A 22,184-nucleotide genomic window follows, 5' to 3' on the forward strand; every position below is an offset into this window, starting at 1 on the left:
GCGCTTTTTTAGATCGCGTCCAGATCCAGGAGTTGAACGACCGGGACATGGTCTGACGGCTTGTCCCAGATGCGGGCATCCGTATGGATTTCGAAGCCTTCGCGACCCGTCGCGACTGCGGCGGGTTTCAGGGCCGGGCTGACCCAGATATGGTCGAGGCGACGCCCGCGATTGGACGCCATTACATCCTTCGCCCGGTAGCTCCACCAGCTATAGAGTTTTTCAGCGTCGTCCCGGAACAGGCGCGATGTGTCAGTAAAATCGTGGCTGGCGCGCAGGGTCTCGAGCAATTCGACCTCCTGCGGCGTGTGGCTGACAACCTTCAGCAGCTGCTTGTGCGACCAGACGTCATGCTCATGTGGGGCGATGTTGAAGTCCCCTACCAGCACCTGATGCTGGTCGCCGATGGCGAAGCGTTCGGCGAAATATGCACGCATGTTCTCGATGAAATCGAGCTTGTGCCCGAATTTATCATTGACGGTCCGGTCGGCCACATCGCCGCCGGCCGGAATATAGAAGTTATGCAGCTCGAAATCGCCCGCATCGCCGCGCGCCGCGTCCGCCACTACGCGCGTACTGACATGGCGGGCGTGATCGAGCGGACAGAAGCTTGTCGGCAGGCGCTCAAGCGGCAGCTTCGAAATCGTCGCCGCCCCGTGATAGGCTTTCATCCCGGCGACTTCGATATATTCATAGCCGAGCGCCTTGAAGTTCTTCATCGGGAACTGGTCGTTTTGGCACTTGATTTCCTGCAGGCAGAGAATGTCCGGCTGCCGCTCTTCCAGAAACCGCAAGACGCTGGGTTCGCGCAGGCGGACCGAGTTGATATTCCAGGTGGCGATGGAGATTTTCATATGGGCTGCCTAACGCAGCAGGCGTGCAGCGTCAGGTGAAACTTTCGCCCATTTGTCAGATCGCGACCCAGCGTCGGGTGCTGGCCAAGCCAATGCCAGATCTAGTGCCGGATCGGATCAGTGTGCTGGCGACCCCGCCTAGCGGCGGCGGTCGCGGCGATCTTCGCGCTGGTCGCGCAGAATGAACAGGCGCGGATCAAGGGCCTGATTATATTGCAGCTCGGACAGACGCACCGTCGTCGTGCCACCAAATTCATCGGCAATGACCCATTCCATCAGGGCGAGGCTCTGCGGATCGAAAACCAGCGTGATCGCTCCAGCCATCTCGCCAGACCCGTCGCGGGAAGTCACGCGCCACTGGTTTGGCAGTTTCTGAAACCCGATAACTTCCGTATCGCGCGCCAGATTGACATTTTCCTTGAGGAAATAGTTCAGCGGCGTGGCCGAGAGTGGCACACGATCGAAAGTTTCCAGTGCGCGGTCCTGCTGCACCAGCGTGACACCGTCTGAGACAATCAGCAGAGGATTGGGCGCGTCATATTCGAACCGGACGCGACCGGGGCGTTGCAGGTGGACTGTGCCGGTGGAGACCGATCCATCCGCACCATATTGAGTGAACCGCCCTTGAAAGCTGCCCGTCGCGTTCAGGCCACCATCCACCCGCGCCAGATCCTGAGGAACCGACTGCGGGTGCGTAAAGGCCGGCAGATTGGTCGTGGAGGCATTCTGGACACGCGGCTGCGGCGCGTAGGCATCCTGTGCGGTCGAAAAAGCCGGAACGGCCAGCGCTATCAGAGCGGCGGCGGAGAGTGTATGGATCGATTTCATGCGGTCCCTATAGCGAAGCGGAACTAAACGGCGACTGAACGTCTAGCTCATCTTCCTTAAACTTCCGCAAGGCTGTAAGCCGAAATCATGAAAACTCTCGGTATTATCGGTGCAGACGGGCGCATGGGGCAGGCGGTCGGGCTGGCAGCGCAGAAACGCTACGACATTGTTGCGCGCATATCGAAGGATGATGCGGACTATCCGGCTCTATCGCAATGCGACGTTGTGATCGACTTTTCAGTCGGATCGGCGCTAGTGCAGGCGCTGCCCCATTTTTCGGACGGGACGGCGCTGGTGTCGGGAACGACTGGACTCAGTCCTGACGAAGAGCGCGCCATATCCAATGTGTCGGCGCGTTTGCCCCTGCTCCGGTCCGGCAATTTTTCCATCGGCATTGCGGTGCTGTGCGCGCTGGCACGGCAGGCGGCGGCCTCGCTGGGCGACGACTGGGATGTGGAAGTGCTGGAGATGCATCATAGACACAAGGTCGACGCGCCGTCCGGAACCGCGCTAATGCTGGGTGAGGCGCTCGCCAAAGGACGGGGCGTCACGCTCTCCGATGTCGCCGCGCATGAACGAGCCGGTGCGCGGAGGATTGGTGATATCGGTTTTTCGGTTCTGCGCGGCGGCGGCATTTATGGTGATCATGAGGTCCGGATCGTCTCCGAATCGGAGCAGATCACGCTGGGTCACCGGGCCCTGAACCGGCAGGTTTTCGCCGACGGCGCTGTTCAAGCCGCCGATTGGCTGTTGGGCCGTCCGGCGGGGCTCTATTCCCTGGAGGACATGATAACCGTCTAACGGGCCAGTTCGTCCTCCAGCCGCCCTGGCGTGCGCGCATGAAAGCGGCGCGCGCTGAGAAAGGCGATAGCGGCCCAGGCCCCCATCAGGCCGAAAAAGATGAAAAAGGCCCAGACCAGATAGCCCGGTTCGAACACGCGGGATCGGCCCGAGGCGCGCCACAGCATGTCCAACAAGACTTCCATGATCTTGGCGATCAGCGGCGTCGCCAGCAGTACGGTCCACAATGTCGCCGCAACATAGCTCGATACGCGCGGCGCATGCACGCGGCGATAGGCGCTGACAAAGCGGTCCTGTGCAACATGGGCGCCGACCATGTCCTGCTCGCAGCGATAGGCGAAATCGTCATTCGCCTCTTTTGTCAGTCCGACCCAGCCGATCGCCGCGCGGATCGTGAACACAAATGCAACCAGTGCAACGGGACCAAAAACCGCCCAGAGAACAATATCGCCGTAAACCATGCCTCCCGATATGGCGTATAAAGGCTTCACTTCAAGCGGCTTGCCCCGTGGCAGCCGCTGACATAGGGGCTGATGCCATGTCCGATCCTGTTTCCATTGCCTTTGTCTGCGCCAGCTTGCGTGAAGGCTCTATCAACCAGACGCTGGAAACGGCCCTGATGATCAAGGCAGCGGCGCTGGATGCGGAGCCCGTCAAGATCGATCTGTCCGAGTACGACATGCCGCTCTATCATGGCGATCTGAGAACGCCGGACACGGTTCAGGCGCTGATCGACCGGTTGAAGACGTTTGACGCGATCGTGATCGTGACGCCCGAATATAACGGGTCGCTGCCACCACTCTTGAAGAATGTCATCGATTGGACGTCGACCGTGGAGACCGGGCATCTGACCGGACCGATCTACGGCATTGCATCCTGCACACCCGGCCCGATGAGCGGGATCATGTGTCTGCGCCAGCTACATTATATTCTGAACCGCGTCGGCGCTGAAGTCGTTCCGGCGCAAGTCGGCTGCGGCAATGCATCGAAGGCCTTTGACGGGGAGGGCCGCATCGCCGTGGAGCCGACAAACGGCCTGGCGGACAAGATGCTGGGCCAGCTCATCGAACGGGCCAGACAGGCGCGTGACAGCTGAGGTGCGTGTGAAAAAGGAAAGGCTCTACAACATCTTGCCGCGCCCGAAACTGAACCGGGCGCAGATCGCGGAAATCTATCAGCGGCTGCACCGCGACAATCCAAATCCGCGCACAGAGCTAAACTACTCCAACCCCTATACGCTGGTTGTCGCCGTCGCCCTGTCGGCACAGGCGACCGATGTCGGCGTGAACCGTGCGACCCGGGCCCTGTTCGAAAAGGCGGACAATCCGCAGGCCATGCTCGAGCTGGGCGAAGATGTGGTGCGCGATCACATCAAGACGATCGGCCTGTACCGCAATAAGGCCAAGAACGTGATCAAGCTGTCGCGCATGATCCTCGACGCGTTTGGCGGCGAGGTCCCGCAAAACCGGGACGATCTGATCAAGCTCCCGGGCGTCGGGCGAAAGACCGCGAACGTGGTGATGAACGAAGCTTTCGGTCAGCCGACCATGGCCGTCGATACGCATATCTTCCGCGTCGCCAACCGGACGGGTATGGCGCCGGGCAAGGATGTGGTGGAGGTGGAGCTGAACCTGTTGCGCGTGACGCCGGACGAATTTCTGATGGGGGCCCATCACTGGGTGCTGCTGCATGGCCGCTATACTTGCGTCGCCCGCACACCGAAATGCTATGATTGCAAGATCGCCGATCTGTGCCAGTTCAGACCAAAGACCCCGGATCCATAAGGACCTCCGCATGCGCCATATCTGTCTCCTCGCCTGCATGATCCTGTTTCCGGTTGCGGCCTTGGCCGGGCCCAGTGACTTCCAGACAGGTCCCGTTATCGACGGGTTCGGACCTAAGGCGGTGGTTGCGGAGGCGCAGACGCTGCCGGATGACATCAGTTTCAAAGTGGCCTTCGACACCGCCAAAGCGTCGGAGGGTGATGCGCTCAACCGGACACTGGAAAGTGCCGCGCGCTTCCTCAACATGCATGCTGCCGCCGGCGTCGATCCGGAGAATATCAGGCTGGCCGTTGTCACCCATGGTGGCGCGGCGTTCGATATGCTGCACGCGGAAGCCTATGCGGATCGTCATGAGGGCCGCACCAATCCGAATGTCGCGCTGATTGCGGCCCTGACGGACCGGAATGTCCGCATCATTCTGTGCGGACAGACCGCCGCCTATCGCGACATCGCCAAAGACGATCTGCTGCCTGGTGTCGAGCTCGCCCTGTCCGCCATGACGGCTCATGCCCAACTGCAACAGGATGGCTATACGCTGAACCCGTTCTGAGTGGGCCGGCTTGCAGGGGCCTCGATGAGGCTCTAAAGCGCGCATCACTACATCATCGAAAGCCCGCCATGTCACCCCGCGATAAAACCGCGTCCCGTGACAGCCGCTCGAGTACCAAGACAGCGCGAAAGAGCACTGTTCTGGATATCGGACGACCTGTCACGGCTGCCGCCAGCAAACCCAGACCTGCCACTCATCTGAACGTCGAAGCACCGACGATCGCGAAACCGCGCATCACGCCGGGCAAAAACACCAAATCGGTCTTCATCAAGACCTATGGGTGCCAGATGAACGTCTATGACAGCGAGCGTATGGCCGACGTGCTCGCACCGATTGGCTACGCCGCTGTCGACAAACCGGACGATGCCGATCTGGTCATCCTCAACACCTGTCACATTCGCGAAAAGGCAGCCGAGAAAGTCTATTCCGAGCTGGGTCGGATCCGGCAGCATAAGGAACGCAATAAACCGGACATGAAAGTCGCCGTCGCCGGCTGCGTCGCGCAGGCCGAAGGCGCTGAGATCAAGCGCCGCGCCCCCGTGGTCGACATGGTGCTCGGCCCGCAGACCTATCACAAGCTGCCGGAAATGATTGCGCGTGTGTCGCGCGAAACAGGTGATGTGCTTGAGACTGAGTTCGACACGATCGAGAAGTTCGACGCGCTGCCTGCCGGGCGTCAGGCCAAGGGCTATTCGGCGTTTCTCACCGTCCAAGAGGGCTGCGACAAATTCTGCACCTTCTGCGTCGTCCCCTATACGCGCGGCGCGGAAGTGAGCCGTCCGGTCGAACAGATCGTAGCCGAAGCGCGCAGCCTCGCCAGCCAGGGCGTGCGCGAAATCACGCTGATCGGACAGAATGTGGACGCATACCATGCGGATGGTCCGGACGGGGCGGAGTGGGGTCTGGGCGAACTGATCCGTCATGTGGCCAAGATCGGCGGGATCGACCGGCTGCGCTTCACCACCTCCCACCCGCGCGACATGGATGACGGGCTGATTGAAACGCTCAGCACTGAGCCGAAACTGATGCCCTATCTGCATCTGCCGATTCAGGCCGGCAGCGATCGGGTGCTCCACGCCATGAATCGCGGCCATAGCTATGCGCATTACCGCGACCTGATTGCGAAAGTCCGCGCCGCGCGTCCGGACATCGCCCTGTCCGGGGATTTCATTGTCGGCTTTCCCGGTGAAACGGATGAGGATTTCGAAGCGACGATGAACTGCGTGCGCGAAATCGGCTATGCCAGCTCGTTCTCGTTCAAATACTCCACCCGGCCCGGCACACCTGGCGCCACCTTGCCCCATCAGGTGCCTGAAGCGGTGAAATCGGAGCGCCTCAAACGGCTACAAGACCTGCTCTACACGCAGCAGCGCGAATGGAATGAAAGCCTGATCGGCAAAACGCTCGATGTGCTGGTCGAAGGCCATGCCAAAGAGCCGGGACGTCTGTTCGGACGCAGCCCCTACCTGACAGGCACCCATTTCGACGGCCCTGACGACCTGATCGGGCAAATCGTGCCCGTGACGATCACGAGCGCGGGGGTGAACTCTCTGGTGGGGGCGTTGGTTTAAGGATCAGGCTAAATGCTGTTGCTGCGGTTTTTACCGAAAACCATGTAGGGATGGTGCGTATTAACTTGCGATGGTGCAATTTACAGAGCCACCATTTCTCCAGATTACATAATCACTGGAAAGCATAAGGGGTCGAGTTATGCTCGGCTTTCAACTAAAAATGTAAAGATTCTGCCGCCCAGCTTTTGTGAATAGAAGACCCTTCACGGCGAAGCCATTCATGTGCCGTTGATGGCCAATTCACGACTTTCCTTCTTAATTGTCGCATTTTGGTGTAAGCGACAGATGCGCGATGGGCGCATATTTGGGAGGACATTATGACATTGGAAGCAATTCTGATCTGGATTCTGATCGGGGCCGTGGCGGGTTGGCTCGCTGGGGTGGTGATGAAATCCGGGCGGCCTTACGGGCTGATCGGAGACATCATCATCGGTATCGTCGGCGCCTTCATCGGCGGCTGGCTGCTCGGAATGCTGGGCGTCGCCTTTGGTGGCATTCTGGGGACCATCGTGACGGCCTTTATCGGCGCCGTCGTGCTGATCTTCCTGATCCGCCTCATCAAGAAGGCTTGATCAAGACCGTTTGATCGCACGCACGGCTCAAACCGTCAAAGATCGATCAGTCGCGCCCGCCCTCCCGGCGGGCGTTTTTATTGCACTCTGTAGCCCCGCACGGTTCCCGGCATCCAGTTCGGCGTAATCAGCGTAGCGTCATCCACGAGCAGAATATCGTTCATCAGGGTCGCGCCCTCTTCACCGCTCGTGTCCTGCAACAGGACAGGGGCCTCGCCCTCGCGGACATGCCAGAGCTGTCCGGGCCAGCTGCTGATGATGTAGCTCCCGTCGCTGCGCAGTCCGATACCGTCGGCATTCTCCATGCCCGCCGCGAGGCCAGTAATGGCCTTGGTTTCCAGATCGATGCTGAGCAACTCACCCGCGCTCATCGTGGTGACGAGCAGTCTGTCGCCTTCCATCTGCAGGCCGTTGACGCCGCCGAGACGGTCGTCTTCGAGCCAGACCGTGATCGTGTCATCTTCCAGCTTGTAGATGCGGGCATTGGCACTGTCGCTGAGAAAGGCGCTCGCGCCCGGACCCTTGGCAATGTCGTTCAGGAAGGTTGCGTCCGGTGCCGGCAGGCGTTTGGCGAGGCGTCCCTCATCAGCGAGGATGAAGGCGACGTGGTCGATATCGGTGGCGAGCAGGGTGAGACCCTTGTCATTTTCGACCAGCGTCATGCCTTTTGGCGCGTGCAGCGGGACGGCATCCGTGCCCGCGACCCAGTTGCGTTCGAGGATCGTGCCGTTCGTTCCGACCAGTGAAATAACGCCGTCATTATCCTGCGCCGTGCCGTCGCCGCCGACATTGGACACGTAATAGCCGCGCCCGTCTTGCGTCGCGATCACGCTCTCCGGCGCGTCGAACCCGTCCAGCACCCAGGCTTCGTTCAGGGTGAGTGCTATGGTCTCGGTAATGGGTTGTTCAGCCGACTCGGCTGACGTCGCATTGTCCAGAGCGGTTTCGGGCGCACAAGCCAGAAGCGCGGTCGACAGAGACAGAAGGGTAAGACAACGGATGGGCATGAGAGGGCTCCGAAAACAGAAGGAGCCTCTTTCTACGACATCCGTCCTTACACTCAAGACCTATCTGGCAATTCCGGTCAATCAGCGCTTGAAGTTGGACTAACCCGCCCCTGGCAATATGTAGCCGACCGGCGCGCCCGGCCCCAGATCGATACCCAGGAAGATCCAGACCATCATCAGGATGACGCCCGTAATCAGCAGCCAGACCGAATAGGGGATCATCATCGCCGTCAGGCTACCGATCCCGAAATCCTTCTGCCAACGCTGGGCGAAGACGAGGATCAGCGGGAAATAGACCATGAGCGGCGTGATGATATTGGTTGCCCCGTCGCCGACCCGGTAGGCGGCGGTTGCCCCTTCCGGAGAGACGCCGAGCAGCATCAGCATCGGCACGAGCACCGGAGCGAGCAGAGCCCATTTGGCAGACGCCGATCCGACGAACAGGTTCAGCAAACCCGCGAAAAGCACGATCAGGCCGAGGGCGATCGGCAGGGGGAGGCCCGAGGCTTCAATCCCGTTGGCACCGTGGATCGCCGTAATCAGGCCCAGATTGGACCAGTTGAACATGGCGACGAAATGGGCGGCGGCGAAGGCCAGAACGAGGTAATAGCCCATATCCTTCATCGCTTCGGCCATCATATTGACCAGATCGCGATGATCCTTGATCGATCCGGCAGCGCGACCATAGGCCCAGCCCATGGCGAGGAACAGGATCATGAAACCCGCGACCAGCGAACGGAAAAAGGGCGTTGCGGTCACGTACCAAGCCTGTCCGGGCACGGCCGTCTCGTCGGCGAGCAAGGGCGTACCGGGGGCAAAGGTCATGGCGGCCCAGAGGGCAAAGACGGCCAGCATGGCCAGTCCAGCATTGCGCAGGCCCCGGCGCTGTGCATCGCTCAGTGGCTTGTCTTCTTCGCCATATTCTGCGGCCTGACGCTCATCGGGGGCCCATTTGCCCAGGCGGGGCTCGATGATCTTGTCGGTCACGAACCAGATAGTCGGCAGATAGATCACCATCAGAACGGCGATGAACCACCAGTTGCCGGCAATATTCATGGTCCAACTTGGGTCCAGACCTGAGCCATCAACGGCGGCTTCGGTGATGCCGAACAGCAAGGCGTCGAGCTGACCGGGGGAGATGTTAGCGGAAAACCCGCCCGATACACCGGCGAAAGCGGCGGCAATACCTGCTAGCGGATGTCGTCCGGCGGATGCGAACAGGATTGCAGCCAGCGGGATCATGACAACGTAGCCCGCATCCGCCGCATGGTTGGACAGCATCGCCACCAGCGCTACGACCGGCGTCAGCAGGAATAGCGGCGCGCCGCGAACGGCCTGACGAATGCCCGCCGCAAACAGGCCCGAGCGTTCCGCCACGCCCGCGCCCAGCATCACCACCAGCACATAGCCGAGCGGATGGAAGTGGGTGAAGGTCTTCGGCATTTCCGTCCAGAGCAGCTGAATATTCTCTGCCGAGAGCAGAGAGGCAGACCGGATCACTTCGGGCGATCCGTCAGCGCCGACCTGCGTGGGATGCAGGGCGGACAGGCCCATCCATTTCAGAACAACCGATATGATCAACAGCAGGGCGATCAGATAAAAGAAGATGAAGACAGGGTCCGGCAGGCGGTTACCCGTTTTTTCGACCCATGAGAGAAACCCTTTTTGTGGCGGTTCTGTCGGAACGGTACTGTCGGTCATGTCGGGCTCATCAATCGGGTGGCTTTTCCCGACCTTATGAGGCTCTGACGCAAAAGCAAACATCTGATCGCCAATCTTAGTGGCGCCTATGGATCAACGGCTCATTAACCAGCAATAATTAGAGCCTGACTGCATCATGACATCGAGATCTTCGACACAGACGAAGCCGCATTTGGCTAACCTGCGCAGAGAGATGCTGCGCGCGATTGCGGTCGCTGCGGGGCTTGCTGTGACGGGTTGCGCTATGGCGGACCTGGCGCGCCCCGATCAGGGACGACTGCTGGCGACGGGTGGGGTAAGCCAAGTCGAAGGAACAGGCGGGGCCGGTCTTGCAAGCTGGGCCACCATTACGGGATATGGATCCAGGGACAGTTACGGGGCGACGGCCTTCCACTCGCGGGCCGCGCTCGATGATTTCGACTTGCAGGTTACAGGGGCTGCAGTGGGGGTCGGCAACCGCATCGAGCTGTCCTATGCACGCCAGACCTTCGACACGGGCGCGACGGGGCCAAAACTGGGCTTGCGAGACGGCTACAAATTTCATCAGGATATCGTCGGTGCCAAGGTGAAAGTGGCCGGCGATCTGGTCTTCGATCAGAACAGTCTGATGCCGCAGATTTCCGTCGGGGCGCAGTTCAAATCATCAGCCAATAGCGAGCTTGTCGGCGCGCTCGGCGCAACCAGTCGGTCCGGTGTCGATCTCTATGCTGCTGCATCCAAGCTGGTGCTCGACAGAAACCTCCTGCTCAGTGCGTCGTTGCGCGGAACCAAGGCCAATCAGCTGGGGCTGCTAGGGTTTGGCGGTCCGAACAATAATGATTATTCGCTGCAGGTCGAAGGCTCAGCTGTCTATATGGTGTCGCGCCATCTGGTGCTGGGCGCAGATTATCGGACGAAGCCTGACAATCTGGCCTTTGCCGAAGAAGGCGATGCCATGGCCGCCTACGCTGCCTGGTTCCCCAACAAGTCTGTATCGTTCACCCTGGCCGCCGTCGATCTGGGGCCGATCGCCCTGCAGGGTCGACAGCAGGGTGTCTACGGATCTGTTCAGTTGGGGTTCTAGGTGATGTCCGTCCTACCGCGGCCCCTCTTCAAAGGATTAAAACGAGGGGCGTCGTTCGTTCTGGCGTCGGGCCTGCTTCTGATCCAGATCCCGGCCTTCGCGGGTGAGCGCACAACGCTCTATGACGATTTTGGCGGTTACGCCGTGTTGAGCGCGGTCATTTCTGATATGCTGGCGCGTTCGCTGGCCGATCCGGAGATGGCACCGATCTTTGCCAATTCCGACATGGACCGGCTCCAGTCCATGCTGGTTCTTCATATGTGCCATCTGGCTGATGGTCCCTGCGTTTACGATGGTCAGCATATGCGCCGTGCGCATGACGGTCTGGGGATCGAAACGCGACATTTCAATCGCCTGGTCGAATATATGCAGGACGCGATGGACGAACAGGGTGTTGCGTTCCGGACCCAGAACCGGCTGCTCGCTCGCTTGGCACCGTTTCATAATGATGTGACGGAGCGCTCAGCCGTTCCGCCACGCAACGGGAAGCCCAATAGCCATTCACGCGCGCCTGTGGGGAACCGGTGAGCCTTCAGGCCCCTCGACTGCTTGTCTCGGTCAAACAGAAACTGTTTGCGGGATTTCTGGCCATGACGGTGCTGATCGCAAGCCTCGGTGGCTATGCGCTTCTGTCGATCAATGATGCGGGCCAAGTCGTGACAGACACGTTCGATAGGCCGTTGATGGCCATTAACTTTGCGCGCTCGGCCAGTCAGGCTTTCGCCGCGCTTGAGTTGGAAGTGTTCCGACCATCCGATCCAGATAACCCGTTCGCGGCATTCGATACGCTGAGTGTCCGGTTCACGGAAGATCTGGCTGTTGCCCGCGAACGATCGATTGCGCCCCGGGCCGATGATTTCTTCGAAGATGTCGCGCAGGATTTCCGGATTTGGGAAAATCGCGTGCGCGGGCAAACGGCTGCGGGGCGCATAGATCAGGATCTGGAATCGCTGGCCCTTACGATCGAGACCAATCTCGACATTATCGTCGAACTGCAGACCAATGAGAGCTTTCGCAACCGGGAAGCTGCCCTGAGTGCCATGGCGCTGGTCCGTCGCTATACGGGCTATGCCCTCAGCGCAGCCCTGTTTCTGACTGTGGGGCTCAGCATCTGGCTTGCCCTGACGATCGTGCGACCGCTGAAAGCTGCGGCGCGGGTCGCAGAACAGATTTCGGCCGGACGCCTGAATACGCTGATCCCGAAAGGCGGGGACGACGAGACGGGACAGTTGCTGCGCACCATGCGCGACATGCAGAGCAATATCCGCGAACGCATGGAAATGGAGCAGGACCTGCGGACGCTGGCTCAGCATCGGCTGGCAGATTCACTGGAAAATTCCAAGGACGCGATCCTGCTGACAGATGTCGATGGCTGCATCATACTTGCCAATCCCGGTGTGATGAGCCTGTTCGACGCCCAATTGACAGGAGATATTGTCGGGTCGCCATGCGAGTCTCATTTCGGAATTGACGGTGTCCCGCGGACGATCGGGAGCGCTGGACTGCAAGAGGGTAACAATTTCCAGTTGCCCGACGGTCGCTGGGTGCGGGTCAATGCCTCCACGACCCGCGAAGGCGGACGCCTGTTCATCTGGAGCGACATTACGGAATCGCGCGATCGGTCCGAACGTTTGCGAATCGCGTTGACAGACGCCCAGGCGGCCAGCCGTGCCAAGACGATGTTTCTTGCAGCGATGGGGCATGAACTGAATACGCCACTCAATGCGATTGTCGGCCTGTCGGATGTACTGCAGCGTGAATTTTCAAAAGACGACGGTCATGCGTCATATGCGGGTATGGTGGGTCTGATCTCGGAAAGCGGCGGGAAGATCGCGCAGATCGTCCGCGACATGCTTGAAATCGCCAATGGCGAAACCGACCCTGTCGATCTTGGAAAACTACCCAGTACGGATCTGCGATCGGCGGTCGATGCGGGCATGAAGGATTTGACGGCCCTCGCCGCGGAACGTTCGGTAAAGCTAATCTGGAACAGACCCGACCATGCCTGCGAGGTGAAGGGCGAGATGGATGATCTGTCGCAGCTGGTTTTCAAACTGCTCGATAATGGCGTGAAGTTCAATCGACCTGGCGGTGCGGTCAAGGCTCAGATCAATGTTCGCCCGGACGGCAGGCTTCGGCTGGATGTCATCGATACCGGGATCGGAATCAAACCGGACGATTTCGACCGGATATGCCAGCCCTTCATCCAGCTGGATGCGGGTTATAGCCGCGCTGTTGATGGAACAGGTCTGGGGCTGAGCATTGTCGATCGAATAGCCCGCCGATTGGGCGGAAACCTGTCTGTCCGGTCCGTTCCCGGCAAGGGCAGCGTCTTTACAGTGACGTTGCCGCAATCGACGCAATCGCCCCGAACCACCAGCCGGAAAGAAGCCGCCTGATGTCCAGACAGAGAAAAGCCCCGTCGACCCTGACGAAAGCCCTGATCATTTCACTGATTGCATTTCCCGCAGGCGTGATGGCGCAATCGTCCAGTGTCGTCATGATTTCACAGAAAAAACGTACCTATGCGCCCGGTGCCGTCACGATTAAACCGGGAGATACGCTGCGGGTCATCAATGATGATATTTTCCTGCATCACGCCTTCGTCGATAGCGAGGCACTGCGATTTGATTCCGGCTCGATGGAGGAGGGGGAGACTCGCGACATTCAGTTCGACGCGCCGGGCCGATATGAGGTGCGATGCGCCATCCACCCGAAGATGAAGCTGGATGTGACAGTCACGCCCTGAATCTCATTGTCCTGCGCCGTCAGGACCGCGCATGTCGGTAATCATGAAAGGGCGCATTCGTTTCGGAATGAATTTGACGCTCTGCATCGATGGGATAGGGTTCAACCGACTTAAAGGAGAACCACCCCATGTCCGAACGACAACGCCCAAGACAATATCGCCCCGGATTTTTCGCTGCCTCCGTCATGTCGCTAACGGCACTGATGCTCTCCGCCTGTTCCGAAGGCCCGTCCGCAGTCGACACAGCCTCCGAAGAGATGATGGCGGATGCCCCTGCGGCCGAGGCAGACGCTCCGACGGAAGTGAGTGCGCCCGCGGTGGCCCGGACCGACCGGGAATTGACTGTCAATAATCTGGCCGGATCGTTCCGCAGTGCCGGCGATGGTGCGCCAGCCATCCTGATCGTGCCGGGCTCGGGCCCAACGGACCGAGACGGGAACAACCCGATGGCTGGCCCGACGCAGACCTATCAGTTACTCGCCGACGGCCTTCAGGATGCCGGGATTTCCTCACTGCGGATCGATAAGCGCGGCATGTTCGGCAGTGCGGGCGCAGGCGATCCAAATGCGGTGAGCGTCGACATATATGCCCAGGACTATCGCGACTGGGCGGGGCTATTACGCGAAGAAAGCGGCAATGACTGCGTCTATCTGCTGGGTCACTCCGAAGGCGGTCTCATGGTCAGCGCCGCCGCGACGCAGATGGATGAGGGCCTGTGCGGCGTGATCCTCGTCGCGTCGCCGGGTCGCATGCTGGGCGATGTCCTGCGCGAACAGCTCCGGGCCAATCCTGCCAATGCGCCACTTCTACCGAATGCGCTGTCGACGATCGACAGTCTGGAGGCGGGGGACAGTGTTGATGTCTCCGGCATGCATCCTGCGCTGCAGGGCCTGTTCAACCCCATGGTCCAAGACTTCCTGAAATCGATGTTTGCGACTGACCCGGCCACACTGGTCGCAGCGATCGATGCGCCCGTTCTTGTGGTGCAAGGCGAGCATGACATTCAGGTGACGGTCGAGGACGCGCAGCGCCTGGCGGATGCCGGGGCCGAGCTGGTCGTGCTGCCCGGCGTCAATCACATTCTCAAGGACGCACCCGCAGACCGTGGGGGTAATTTGGCGACCTATGCCGATCCCGACCTGCCGCTGGCCGACAGTGTCGTCCCGGCGATCGCCGCCTTCGTAAAAGGCTAAGGCCGGGGATCGGTCGCAACAGATGAGTCGTATCTTTCCGGCTGATCCCATATAGGGTTGCTCAGTACGAGGACCCGGCATTCGGGCATCGTCAGGGGAGATCGTCATGCAGGATCAGCAGATCGAAGATATGCCAGCCCAAGATATGCCAGCGCAGGCCGAACCCGATGTGCAGGATGCCGACCCGACCCCCGATACGGTTCAGGGAGTGTTTGACGAAGTCGACGTCGAAGTCAGTCGGTCTTTTCAGGATATGCTGACTGAGGCGCAGGACTGGGGGCTGAGTGTCCTGGACCAGCTTCTTTCGCTTTCATCGCTGTGGCAGTTGCTGGCTATTCTGCTGGCCGCCATTCTGGGTTTTATTCTCTCCCGGGGGCCAAAACAGCGTGTCGAGGCGATGCGCGCTGCGCGCAAACCGGATGCGTTTCTCCATAAAGCGTATAATGCCATTGCTGGCATCATGTGGCCGCTCTTCGTGGTGCTTCTGCTCTGGCTGGCCACCTTTATTTTCTCGGCAGCCGGCTTGCCGTCCAATATTCTCAGGATCGCCGCGAGCCTGACCAATGCGGCCATCATCGTCCGCTTGCTGACGCGGAACATGGAAGCCGGGCCGCTGCGGACGCTCATTGCCATTACCGCCTGGGGTGTCGCCGCGCTTTATATTCTCAATCTGCTCGACCCGCTGACGGGCGCGCTGGACAGCGCTGCCCTCTCGATCGGTGGTACACGCATATCGATTCTGGATGTGCTGACCAGTTTCATCCTGGCGATTGCCGCGCTCTGGATTGGGCGCATTCTAGGCGATGCAGCGCAGAGCTCCCTTCGATCCTCGCCACGGCTGACACCATCCATGTCCGGATTGCTGGGACAGGTGGCAAAGATTGGACTGATGATCCTGGCCGTGATCATCGCCCTGCAGAGTATCGGCATTCCACTGACCGCCTTTGCCGTTGTGTCCGGCGCGATCGGCGTCGGTATCGGTTTTGGCCTGCAGTCGATCTTCTCCAACTTCATTTCGGGCATCATCATTCTGTTCGAGAAGTCGATCAAAGTCGGAGATTTTATCGAGCTGCAATCCGGCGTGCGCGGACAGGTCAAGGAGCTCAATATCCGGTCAACGCTGGTGACTACCAATGACAGCGTCGATATTCTTGTTCCAAATGAGGAGTTCATCAAGGCTCAGGTTATCAACTGGACGTTACGCGATCCCAGACGCCGTCTGCGCGTGCCTTTCGGTGTCGCATATGGCACCGATAAGGAGGTCGTCAGAAAAGCGGCGCTTGAGGCTGCGGAAGCTGTGGAATGGACGGTCAAGGAGCCGGGTAAAGAGACGCAGGTGTGGCTTGTCGAGTTTGGCGATTCGAGCCTGAACTATGAATTGGTCGTCTGGCTCAATGATCGTGCGGTCAAACGTCCGGGTCGGGTCATGGCGGATTACAACTGGGCGCTGCATACGGCTCTTGAGGCGTATGAGCTCGAAATCCCGTTCCCGCAGCGCGATCTGAATTTACGCGCCCCGGCCGAGATTACCGTCAGGATGGCGGAGAAAAGTGTAAAGACCGAGTAAGCGCGTCGGCCATTGAAGCGCTGTCTTCCGGCCTCTCCGATGTGAACGAACAGGCGATTATTGGCGCAACCACGCCTTTAGCTGTGCGGCCATGTTGCCGCGCACTTGCCAACTCATGCATCGCACACCACCGCCCATGCGGCAGACCTGCGCGGAAGATACGGGGATCAGCGTCTTGTCCGTCCAGCCGCCGAGCTGCGCGATCGCTATTGCATCTTCGGGAATACCGAATTGGGGCACATAGATGCGGTCCATCGTGACCAGCATATTGGTGTAGAGTCCGCAGGCCGACCCGAAGCGGGCATCATAGATCCGGTCCCCATCATAGGGCGTGACGATTTCATGCAGCGTCACATTTGGAAGCCCGGTCCGCAGGTCCGCCTTGAGCTTTGCTGCATAGGCGGGGTCTTCGGGATAGCTGTTAATGGCCAGGACATTGGGCGCAATGAAGGCGACGACCCCGTCCGCATGTTCCAGACCGCCCTGTTCGTCTGCATCGATAAAGGCGATGTGATCGGCGCCTGTCGCCGCGCCAATGGCGGACCGGCCCTGATCTTCACTCAGATTATTATCGCGCAGGAATTTCCGGCTGATCACGACGCGGCCATGATAATCGTCGACGAAATTGCCGCCATCATTGATCAGCTCGCTATCTGCGACATCGATCCCGGCACGCCTGAGCAAGCGGGCCAGACCGGCCTGAACGTAATCCGCTTCGCGCTGGCTCTTGCGACCGCCGCCTTGTCCAGCCGCCGAATAGCGCATCATGACAGGGGCTTCGCTATTGAGCGGGGCAAAATCCCGCATCCAGATATCGGCCACGGCGCGATTGGCAACGCGGTCAGTTCCTAGCGCGTCGACATAAAGGTCATACAGCTGCGGCCCGGTCAGGACGATCACATCGTCATGACGGCTGATCTGCTCGGCGTAATGGATATGAAAATCGACAATCTCATCAAGGACCGCATCATAATAGCCGTCGCGACCCGGCGCGCCGAGAATGATGAGCTCCCGATCTGGCGAGGGGTTCACAGTGGCTCCGGGGATATCGGTATTCACAACGTTATTGACGGGCGCGGTGTTACGGCTGGAGCCACAAGCCGTGAGTATCAAACATGCGGCGACTGTCAGGCCAGCCGCCAGACGCGCCGCGACCGGCGAAATTCTGCGCTTTGTCTGCATAAAGGTTCGTTTCCGTCACAATCATCAGTCGCTTTTATCGTGATCCGCCTCTATTTCCTACAGTGTGAGCAAACAGACCGATATTCTTGAATTTTCCGATGCCTCGCTGGTGCGAAAACTGTGTGGCCCGAACCATGCCAATCTGGCGCTGATCGAAGACGCGTTCGACGTCTATATCGAAGCGCCGGGAAGCGCCGTGCACATTAATGGCGACACGCCTAGCCGTGCGCGCGCAGGCGAACTGGTCAAGGAAATCTACCAGCGGCTGGAGCGTGGCTGGCCATGTGGTCCGTCCGACATTCGCGCGCTGATCCGCGCCATGGGGCAGGGTAAGGTCAAGGCGGCTAGCGCCGAGGCCATCATTCCTTTTCCGCGCCGCAGTCCGATTGTGCCCAAGACGCCGCGGCAGGAAACCTTCATCAATGCCATGCGCGACGATACCATCACTTTCGGCGTCGGTCCGGCAGGCACGGGCAAGACCTTTCTGGCGACAGCCTATGGCGCGTCATTGCTGGCGCGCGGTGAAGTCAACAAGTTCATCGCCTGCCGCCCGGCGGTCGAAGCGGGCGAACAGCTCGGCTTCCTGCCCGGCGACCTGAACGAAAAAGTCGATCCCTATATGCAGCCGATCTGGGACGCGCTGCACATGGTGCTGGGCCGTGATGAGGTGGATCGCCGCCGCGCCGCTGGCGACATCGAAGTCGCGCCGCTGGCCTTCATGCGCGGGCGGACGCTGTCCGATGCCTTCGTCGTCATCGACGAAGCGCAGAACGCGACGGTCGCGCAGATGAAGATGGTGCTGACGCGCCTTGGCGAGCGGGCCAAATATGCTGTGACGGGCGATCCATCTCAGACCGATCTGCCGCGCAGCCAACCCTCCGGTCTGGCGCATGCGCTCAATATATTGGAGGGCATTCGCGGCATCAGCCAGATCCATTTCAAGGGCGCAGACGTGGTCCGTCACCCGCTGGTCGGCAAGATTGTCGACGCCTATGAGGCCGACAGCCCGACCCGGGCCGTCAAAGGATCGGAGCGCGACGGCGTGACGAAAACGATCGCCCGCAGCGCCGACAAGGCCGAAGAGGAATGAAACTCGCCTTTTTCGGCGATGTCGTCGGACGGTCGGGGCGCAGGGCCGTGTCAGATCATCTGCCAGGCCTGCGCAAACGGTTGGAGCTGGATGCGGTCATTATCAATGCGGAGAATGCGGCGGGCGGCTTCGGCATTACGGCTGGAACGGCGGAGCAGCTGTTCGATGCAGGTGCGGATGTTCTGACGATGGGCAACCATACATTCGATCAACCGCAGGGCATCAGCCTGATCGATAATGATCCGCGTATTCTGCGCCCGGCCAATTACCCGCCCGGCACGCCGGGGCGCGGGGCCAATCTCTATGATGTGAACGGCTATCAAATGCTGGTCGTCAGCCTGCATGGTCGCGTTTTCATGGATGCGCTGGATGATCCGTTTCAGGCCGCCGAGCGTGAGTTGGCAGCCGCCCCTTTGGGGGAAGTCGCCGACATCGTCGTCGTTGATTTGCACGCCGAAGCGACGAGCGAGAAGAACGCGATGGGCTATTTCTGCGATGGCCGCGCCTCGCTGGTTGTCGGCACGCATCAGCATGTTCCCACAGCCGATACGCGGATCCTGCCGCAGGGCACGGCGTATCAGACCGATGCAGGCATGTGCGGCGATTATAATTCCGTGATCGGGATGGAAATCGATGAGCCGCTGCGTCGCTTCACCACGCGCATGCGGTCCGCCCGGTTCGAACCAGCGACCGGAACCGGGACGCTCTGCGGTGTCTTCGTCGAAACCGATGGGCGCGGGCTGGCTGTGCGGGCTGAACCGATCCGGATCGGGGGACAGTTGGCCGATCAGGTGCCGGCGGCCTGATCAGTCAGAGCGTCGTGACTGCCGCGGTTATTCGCGTCGCGTGCTGCATATCAACCCTTGATGAGGTTGGCTCGCATGGCATGAAGCCTGTCATGACCACTCGATCCTTTGCTTCCGGGCCCATTGGCGCCCTCAACTCTCTTGTGATGGCCGTTCTCATGGCGGGGGTCATGGTTGTTCCGGCGCAGGCTGAGGATATTTTCGATATTCTGGCCCGCAATGATGCTGTGGGCCGCGCCGCGGCGCCGGACTTCGTCCCCTATCGGCATACGGTCGATGTGGTCGTGTCGGGCTCGAAAGGTGACGATGTTCACGATCCGCTTATTGCCAAACTGCGCATCGATCCGTCGCAGCCGCCGGGTGAGCGTGTCACAGTGCTGGAGCAGACCGAGGATGCGCGTGGCGAGATGGAGAAAGCTCTGCGCGAAATGATCGAAGAGATCGAAGATGAAGACCGAACGCCTGCCGCGCAGGCGCAAAGCTTCTGGTGCAACCCGGCAGGGGCGACCCCGAATCCTGAAGACTTTACCGTTCTTGAAGAGACGGACGCCATGGCCCGTCTACGTCCGACGGCGGAGCGCATGGTGTCTCTCTTCATGCAGACCGGCGACCGGGATCTGGACCGCAAGGAACGGTCCATGGCCAAGAAACTGTCTGATCGGCTGGAGGGCGAGTTGGTTTATCACAAGCCGTCTGGCCGCATACAGGAAGCGGCCTTCCACATTACGCGACCGATGACGGTTCTGTTGATCGCGAAGATCCGGGAAATGCGGATGGAACAAGGCTGTTCCATCGCGCCTAACGGTCATCCCTATGTGTCGCGTTTTTCCATGGATGTGCAGGTCACGGCCTTGGGCAAGAATATCACCAATGTCATGGAATTGAGCGTGAGCGACCTCGAACTGATTGAAGCCGCCCCGGAAGGGTGAAACGATCAGAGGAAGGGTTCTCTGATTTTCGTCTCGGAATTGTCGAGCCCCTCATTGCAAACCCGCCCATAGCGTTCTGGCGATCCGGCACAGGAGCGCCTCAGGGCGCCTGTTCGAGGAGGTGTTCCAGCATGACAATCTATCCCGCTTTTCCAGCCTAAGTCTGACTTGGTGCCTTGAACAGGCTGAGCGGGTTCCTGAGTAGTCCGCCGAGCGTGTCGCGGCGCAGATAGAGCATGATGATTTGCGACAGCCAGACCAGAACGGCCATAACGAAGAGCAGTCCGCCATCATTGTTCGGGTCGATGCCGAGCGGCGTGAACAGGTGGAAGCTTACAGCGCCCGTCATCACGCCGAGCGCGATCAGATTGCCGACGACGCCCCATTTCACGAAACGTGAGAACAGGCCAATCAGCAGCAGGATCGAGGCGACCAGTTCGGCCGATCCGATGACATATTGCGAGAAGATGCCAGTTTTGTCGAAAATGCCGTCGGCACCGAAGCCGGTCGCCCAGGCGTCAAGTTTTCCGAATATGGTCTGGGTTTCAGGCGCGTCTGTGAATTTGAAGCGCAAGCTGTCGATAAAGATGGCGGCACTGAAGAGGCTCAGGCCAATCGGCAGATATTTCTTGAGGATGGACATGGGTCAACTTTCTTTCAGAATGGCGCGAACGGCCTGAACCGTCGCGATCCGCACGGAGTCAAACTCGGCGCGTGTGGGTTGGGTCCGGCTGCGAACGCGCAGCCCGGTATAGGTCGTCAGCGCCAGGCGCGCTGCATTGTGCAATGTATCGGTCGCGGCGTCGGGGGAGAAGCGCCGGAACAGAGCCATCAGTCCGGCTTCGAGCTGGGCGAAGCCTTTGCCGATCAGCCGATCGACATCCGGCGCTCGCCCGATGCCATCGGCTGATGTGTTGCAAAGGAAACAACCCCGCAGGTCGCTCTGGCCATGAACGTCATCAGCCGGGCCAGATAACAACTGGTCGAGTTTCTCCATCGGGTCGGTCCCATCATCCAGCGCGAGCCAGTCGGCCCCGGCCTGGACGGTCTGGTCATGGTAGTGGGTGAGTGCCTTGGCAAAGAGGGCGTCCTTGCCGCCGAAACTATTATAAAGCGAAGATTTCGACAGGCCTGTGGCCGCCGTAATGTCCGACAGGGACACGCCGTCATAACCGTGCGCCCAGAACAGGTCCGCGACCTGTTCGACAACGCGGTCGGGGTCGAACAGGGCGGGGCGGCCCATTTTGGTCGGAGTCATGTCTGCGCCAGTATCGTTCATCAGATATCCGCACCGCCCCAGAGCTTGCTGTAGGCTTCGCAGTGAACAAGCACCGAATTGTAGTCAGCCAGATTGATGCCTGCCGGCAGCACATATTCCTGCCCGCCCTTGTTGGACGTCAAGACGCCCAGCCGAACCGCGCTCTGTGTGGCGTTGCGGCCAGTCGCGTCCGTAACAGTGTTTTGCGACAGGAAGACTTTCAGATCCGGGCCGTTTTTGGTTCGGAAATCATCGGAAAAGACGATGACGGTGCGATCGCCGCGTTGCTCGATAGTCACGGAGCCTTTCAGCGAGAAGCTTTTCTTTTGAAACTCAGCGGGTGCGGACGAGGTATGGTCGACCTGCACAGCCGCAGAGGCCTCGGCGGCAAAGGCGGCGCCGGAGAACATGGTTGTTGCACAGAGCGCTGCGCCGAGCGCGGCGACTGGGTAGATCACGCCGAGGGCGGCGACGGTGGCAAGGCGGGCCCGCACGGCGCGCGATATATCGGAATTGGTCTTCATGGGTTTGGTCCTTGTGACGGGAGAAAAGGAAAAGGTCCAGCGAGAGCGGGACGGCGGCCTAGTAGAGACCTGTGCTTGTGGTCAGCAGCAGGTAGACAAGGCTGCCCGTGATCCCGCCCAGAATGGCGAAGGTAAACAGGTGGGAAAATGTATGG

General features: G+C 59.9%; 24 protein-coding genes. 15 read left to right on the forward strand and 9 right to left on the reverse strand.

Translation table 11 applies throughout. The features are described 5' to 3' along the window. Positions 1-8: 8 nt before the first annotated feature. Both AB6B39_RS02570 and AB6B39_RS02575 read right to left on the reverse strand, forming a co-directional pair. On the reverse strand, positions 9-854 hold the full coding sequence (locus tag AB6B39_RS02570; RefSeq protein WP_284371482.1) for an exodeoxyribonuclease III: 846 nt from the start codon (positions 852-854) through the stop codon (positions 9-11). Positions 855-992: 138 nt separating this feature from the next. Further along, positions 993-1,682, reverse strand: a complete 690-nt coding sequence (locus tag AB6B39_RS02575) for a LolA family protein (protein ID WP_284371484.1) — start codon at positions 1,680-1,682, stop codon at positions 993-995. Between the two features lie 87 nt (positions 1,683-1,769). Here AB6B39_RS02575 and dapB point away from each other — a divergent pair, with 87 nt between their 5' ends. Continuing rightward, positions 1,770-2,483 carry a 4-hydroxy-tetrahydrodipicolinate reductase gene (gene dapB / locus AB6B39_RS02580; protein WP_284371486.1) on the forward strand — a complete coding sequence of 238 codons (714 nt, stop codon included), beginning with the start codon at positions 1,770-1,772 and terminating at the stop codon, positions 2,481-2,483. Here the strand turns inward: dapB and AB6B39_RS02585 are convergent. Beyond that, the gene (locus AB6B39_RS02585) at positions 2,480-2,974 is read right to left on the reverse strand and encodes a hypothetical protein (RefSeq protein ID WP_284371488.1); all 495 of its coding nucleotides are present in this window, start codon (positions 2,972-2,974) and stop codon (positions 2,480-2,482) included. The two genes, dapB and AB6B39_RS02585, sit on opposite strands and share 4 nt — an antisense overlap. 47 nt (positions 2,975-3,021) lie before the next feature. Between AB6B39_RS02585 and AB6B39_RS02590 the strand changes: the two genes are divergently transcribed. From AB6B39_RS02590 to AB6B39_RS02610, 5 genes are all read left to right on the forward strand, one after another. Further along, complete coding sequence (locus tag AB6B39_RS02590) at positions 3,022-3,579, forward strand: NADPH-dependent FMN reductase (protein WP_284371491.1); 558 nt, start codon at positions 3,022-3,024, stop codon at positions 3,577-3,579. Next, positions 3,569-4,267: an endonuclease III gene (nth, locus tag AB6B39_RS02595; RefSeq protein ID WP_284371492.1), complete on the forward strand. Its 699-nt coding sequence runs from the start codon at positions 3,569-3,571 to the stop codon at positions 4,265-4,267. Before AB6B39_RS02590 ends, nth begins: the two co-directional genes overlap by 11 nt. A gap of 10 nt (positions 4,268-4,277) precedes the next feature. After that, positions 4,278-4,817 carry a DsrE family protein gene (locus AB6B39_RS02600; protein ID WP_284371494.1) on the forward strand — a complete coding sequence of 180 codons (540 nt, stop codon included), beginning with the start codon at positions 4,278-4,280 and terminating at the stop codon, positions 4,815-4,817. A 68-nt stretch (positions 4,818-4,885) separates the two neighbouring features. Then, on the forward strand, positions 4,886-6,388 hold the full coding sequence (gene miaB, locus AB6B39_RS02605; protein ID WP_284371496.1) for a tRNA (N6-isopentenyl adenosine(37)-C2)-methylthiotransferase MiaB: 1,503 nt from the start codon (positions 4,886-4,888) through the stop codon (positions 6,386-6,388). Positions 6,389-6,705: 317 nt separating this feature from the next. Then, the gene (locus AB6B39_RS02610; RefSeq protein WP_284371498.1) at positions 6,706-6,960 is read left to right on the forward strand and encodes a GlsB/YeaQ/YmgE family stress response membrane protein; all 255 of its coding nucleotides are present in this window, start codon (positions 6,706-6,708) and stop codon (positions 6,958-6,960) included. 77 nt (positions 6,961-7,037) lie between these two features. Here the strand turns inward: AB6B39_RS02610 and AB6B39_RS02615 are convergent, their stop codons facing one another. Together AB6B39_RS02615 and AB6B39_RS02620 are read right to left on the reverse strand one after the other, a co-directional pair. Continuing rightward, entirely contained in the window at positions 7,038-7,967 is a 930-nt protein-coding gene (locus tag AB6B39_RS02615; protein ID WP_284371501.1) for a hypothetical protein, read from the reverse strand. A 99-nt stretch (positions 7,968-8,066) separates the two neighbouring features. Further along, entirely contained in the window at positions 8,067-9,668 is a 1,602-nt protein-coding gene (locus AB6B39_RS02620; protein ID WP_284371503.1) for an AbgT family transporter, read from the reverse strand. A 136-nt stretch (positions 9,669-9,804) separates the two neighbouring features. On the opposite strand from AB6B39_RS02620, the gene AB6B39_RS02625 reads away from it, so the two are divergent. From AB6B39_RS02625 to AB6B39_RS02650, 6 genes are all read left to right on the forward strand, one after another. Further along, positions 9,805-10,731, forward strand: coding sequence for a DUF3034 family protein (locus tag AB6B39_RS02625; RefSeq protein WP_284371506.1), 927 nt, complete (start codon positions 9,805-9,807; stop codon positions 10,729-10,731). 3 nt (positions 10,732-10,734) lie between these two features. Beyond that, a complete protein-coding gene (locus AB6B39_RS02630; protein WP_284371507.1) occupies positions 10,735-11,259 on the forward strand; it encodes a group I truncated hemoglobin in 525 nt (174 codons plus the stop codon). Further along, on the forward strand, positions 11,256-13,130 hold the full coding sequence (locus AB6B39_RS02635; protein ID WP_284371510.1) for a sensor histidine kinase: 1,875 nt from the start codon (positions 11,256-11,258) through the stop codon (positions 13,128-13,130). Before AB6B39_RS02630 ends, AB6B39_RS02635 begins: the two co-directional genes overlap by 4 nt. Further along, on the forward strand, positions 13,130-13,480 hold the full coding sequence (locus AB6B39_RS02640; protein WP_284371512.1) for a plastocyanin/azurin family copper-binding protein: 351 nt from the start codon (positions 13,130-13,132) through the stop codon (positions 13,478-13,480). The genes AB6B39_RS02635 and AB6B39_RS02640 overlap by 1 nt, the downstream gene beginning before the upstream one ends. Before the next feature lie 128 nt (positions 13,481-13,608). Continuing rightward, a complete protein-coding gene (locus AB6B39_RS02645) occupies positions 13,609-14,673 on the forward strand; it encodes an alpha/beta hydrolase (protein WP_284371514.1) in 1,065 nt (354 codons plus the stop codon). Positions 14,674-14,779: 106 nt separating this feature from the next. Then, the gene (locus tag AB6B39_RS02650) at positions 14,780-16,240 is read left to right on the forward strand and encodes a mechanosensitive ion channel family protein (RefSeq protein WP_284371516.1); all 1,461 of its coding nucleotides are present in this window, start codon (positions 14,780-14,782) and stop codon (positions 16,238-16,240) included. Between the two features lie 57 nt (positions 16,241-16,297). Here AB6B39_RS02650 and AB6B39_RS02655 read toward each other — a convergent pair whose 3' ends face one another. Next, the gene (locus AB6B39_RS02655) at positions 16,298-17,299 is read right to left on the reverse strand and encodes an agmatine deiminase family protein (protein WP_371398683.1); all 1,002 of its coding nucleotides are present in this window, start codon (positions 17,297-17,299) and stop codon (positions 16,298-16,300) included. 187 nt (positions 17,300-17,486) lie between these two features. On the opposite strand from AB6B39_RS02655, the gene AB6B39_RS02660 reads away from it, so the two are divergent. The 3 genes from AB6B39_RS02660 to AB6B39_RS02670 all read left to right on the forward strand — a co-directional run bounded on the left by AB6B39_RS02660 (position 17,487) and on the right by AB6B39_RS02670 (position 20,247). Then, a complete protein-coding gene (locus tag AB6B39_RS02660) occupies positions 17,487-18,512 on the forward strand; it encodes a PhoH family protein (RefSeq protein ID WP_284371520.1) in 1,026 nt (341 codons plus the stop codon). Beyond that, positions 18,509-19,318, forward strand: coding sequence for a TIGR00282 family metallophosphoesterase (locus AB6B39_RS02665; RefSeq protein WP_284371522.1), 810 nt, complete (start codon positions 18,509-18,511; stop codon positions 19,316-19,318). The genes AB6B39_RS02660 and AB6B39_RS02665 overlap by 4 nt, the downstream gene beginning before the upstream one ends. A gap of 158 nt (positions 19,319-19,476) precedes the next feature. Continuing rightward, positions 19,477-20,247, forward strand: a complete 771-nt coding sequence (locus tag AB6B39_RS02670) for a hypothetical protein (RefSeq protein WP_371398684.1) — start codon at positions 19,477-19,479, stop codon at positions 20,245-20,247. Positions 20,248-20,404: 157 nt separating this feature from the next. Here the strand turns inward: AB6B39_RS02670 and AB6B39_RS02675 are convergent, their stop codons facing one another. Genes AB6B39_RS02675 through AB6B39_RS02685 form a run of 3 tightly spaced genes read right to left on the reverse strand, consistent with a single transcriptional unit; the run spans position 20,405 to position 22,029 of the window. Continuing rightward, positions 20,405-20,890 (reverse strand): DoxX family membrane protein, encoded by a 486-nt coding sequence (locus AB6B39_RS02675; RefSeq protein ID WP_284371526.1) that lies wholly within the window; start codon positions 20,888-20,890, stop codon positions 20,405-20,407. Between the two features lie 3 nt (positions 20,891-20,893). Continuing rightward, entirely contained in the window at positions 20,894-21,526 is a 633-nt protein-coding gene (locus AB6B39_RS02680; protein ID WP_284371528.1) for a TetR/AcrR family transcriptional regulator, read from the reverse strand. Next, positions 21,526-22,029, reverse strand: coding sequence for a DM13 domain-containing protein (locus AB6B39_RS02685; RefSeq protein WP_284371530.1), 504 nt, complete (start codon positions 22,027-22,029; stop codon positions 21,526-21,528). Before AB6B39_RS02685 ends, AB6B39_RS02680 begins: the two co-directional genes overlap by 1 nt. Positions 22,030-22,184 lie beyond the last annotated feature (155 nt).

This window comes from Algimonas porphyrae, from assembly GCF_041429795.1.
Classification (GTDB): Bacteria; Pseudomonadota; Alphaproteobacteria; order Caulobacterales; family Maricaulaceae; genus Litorimonas; species Litorimonas porphyrae.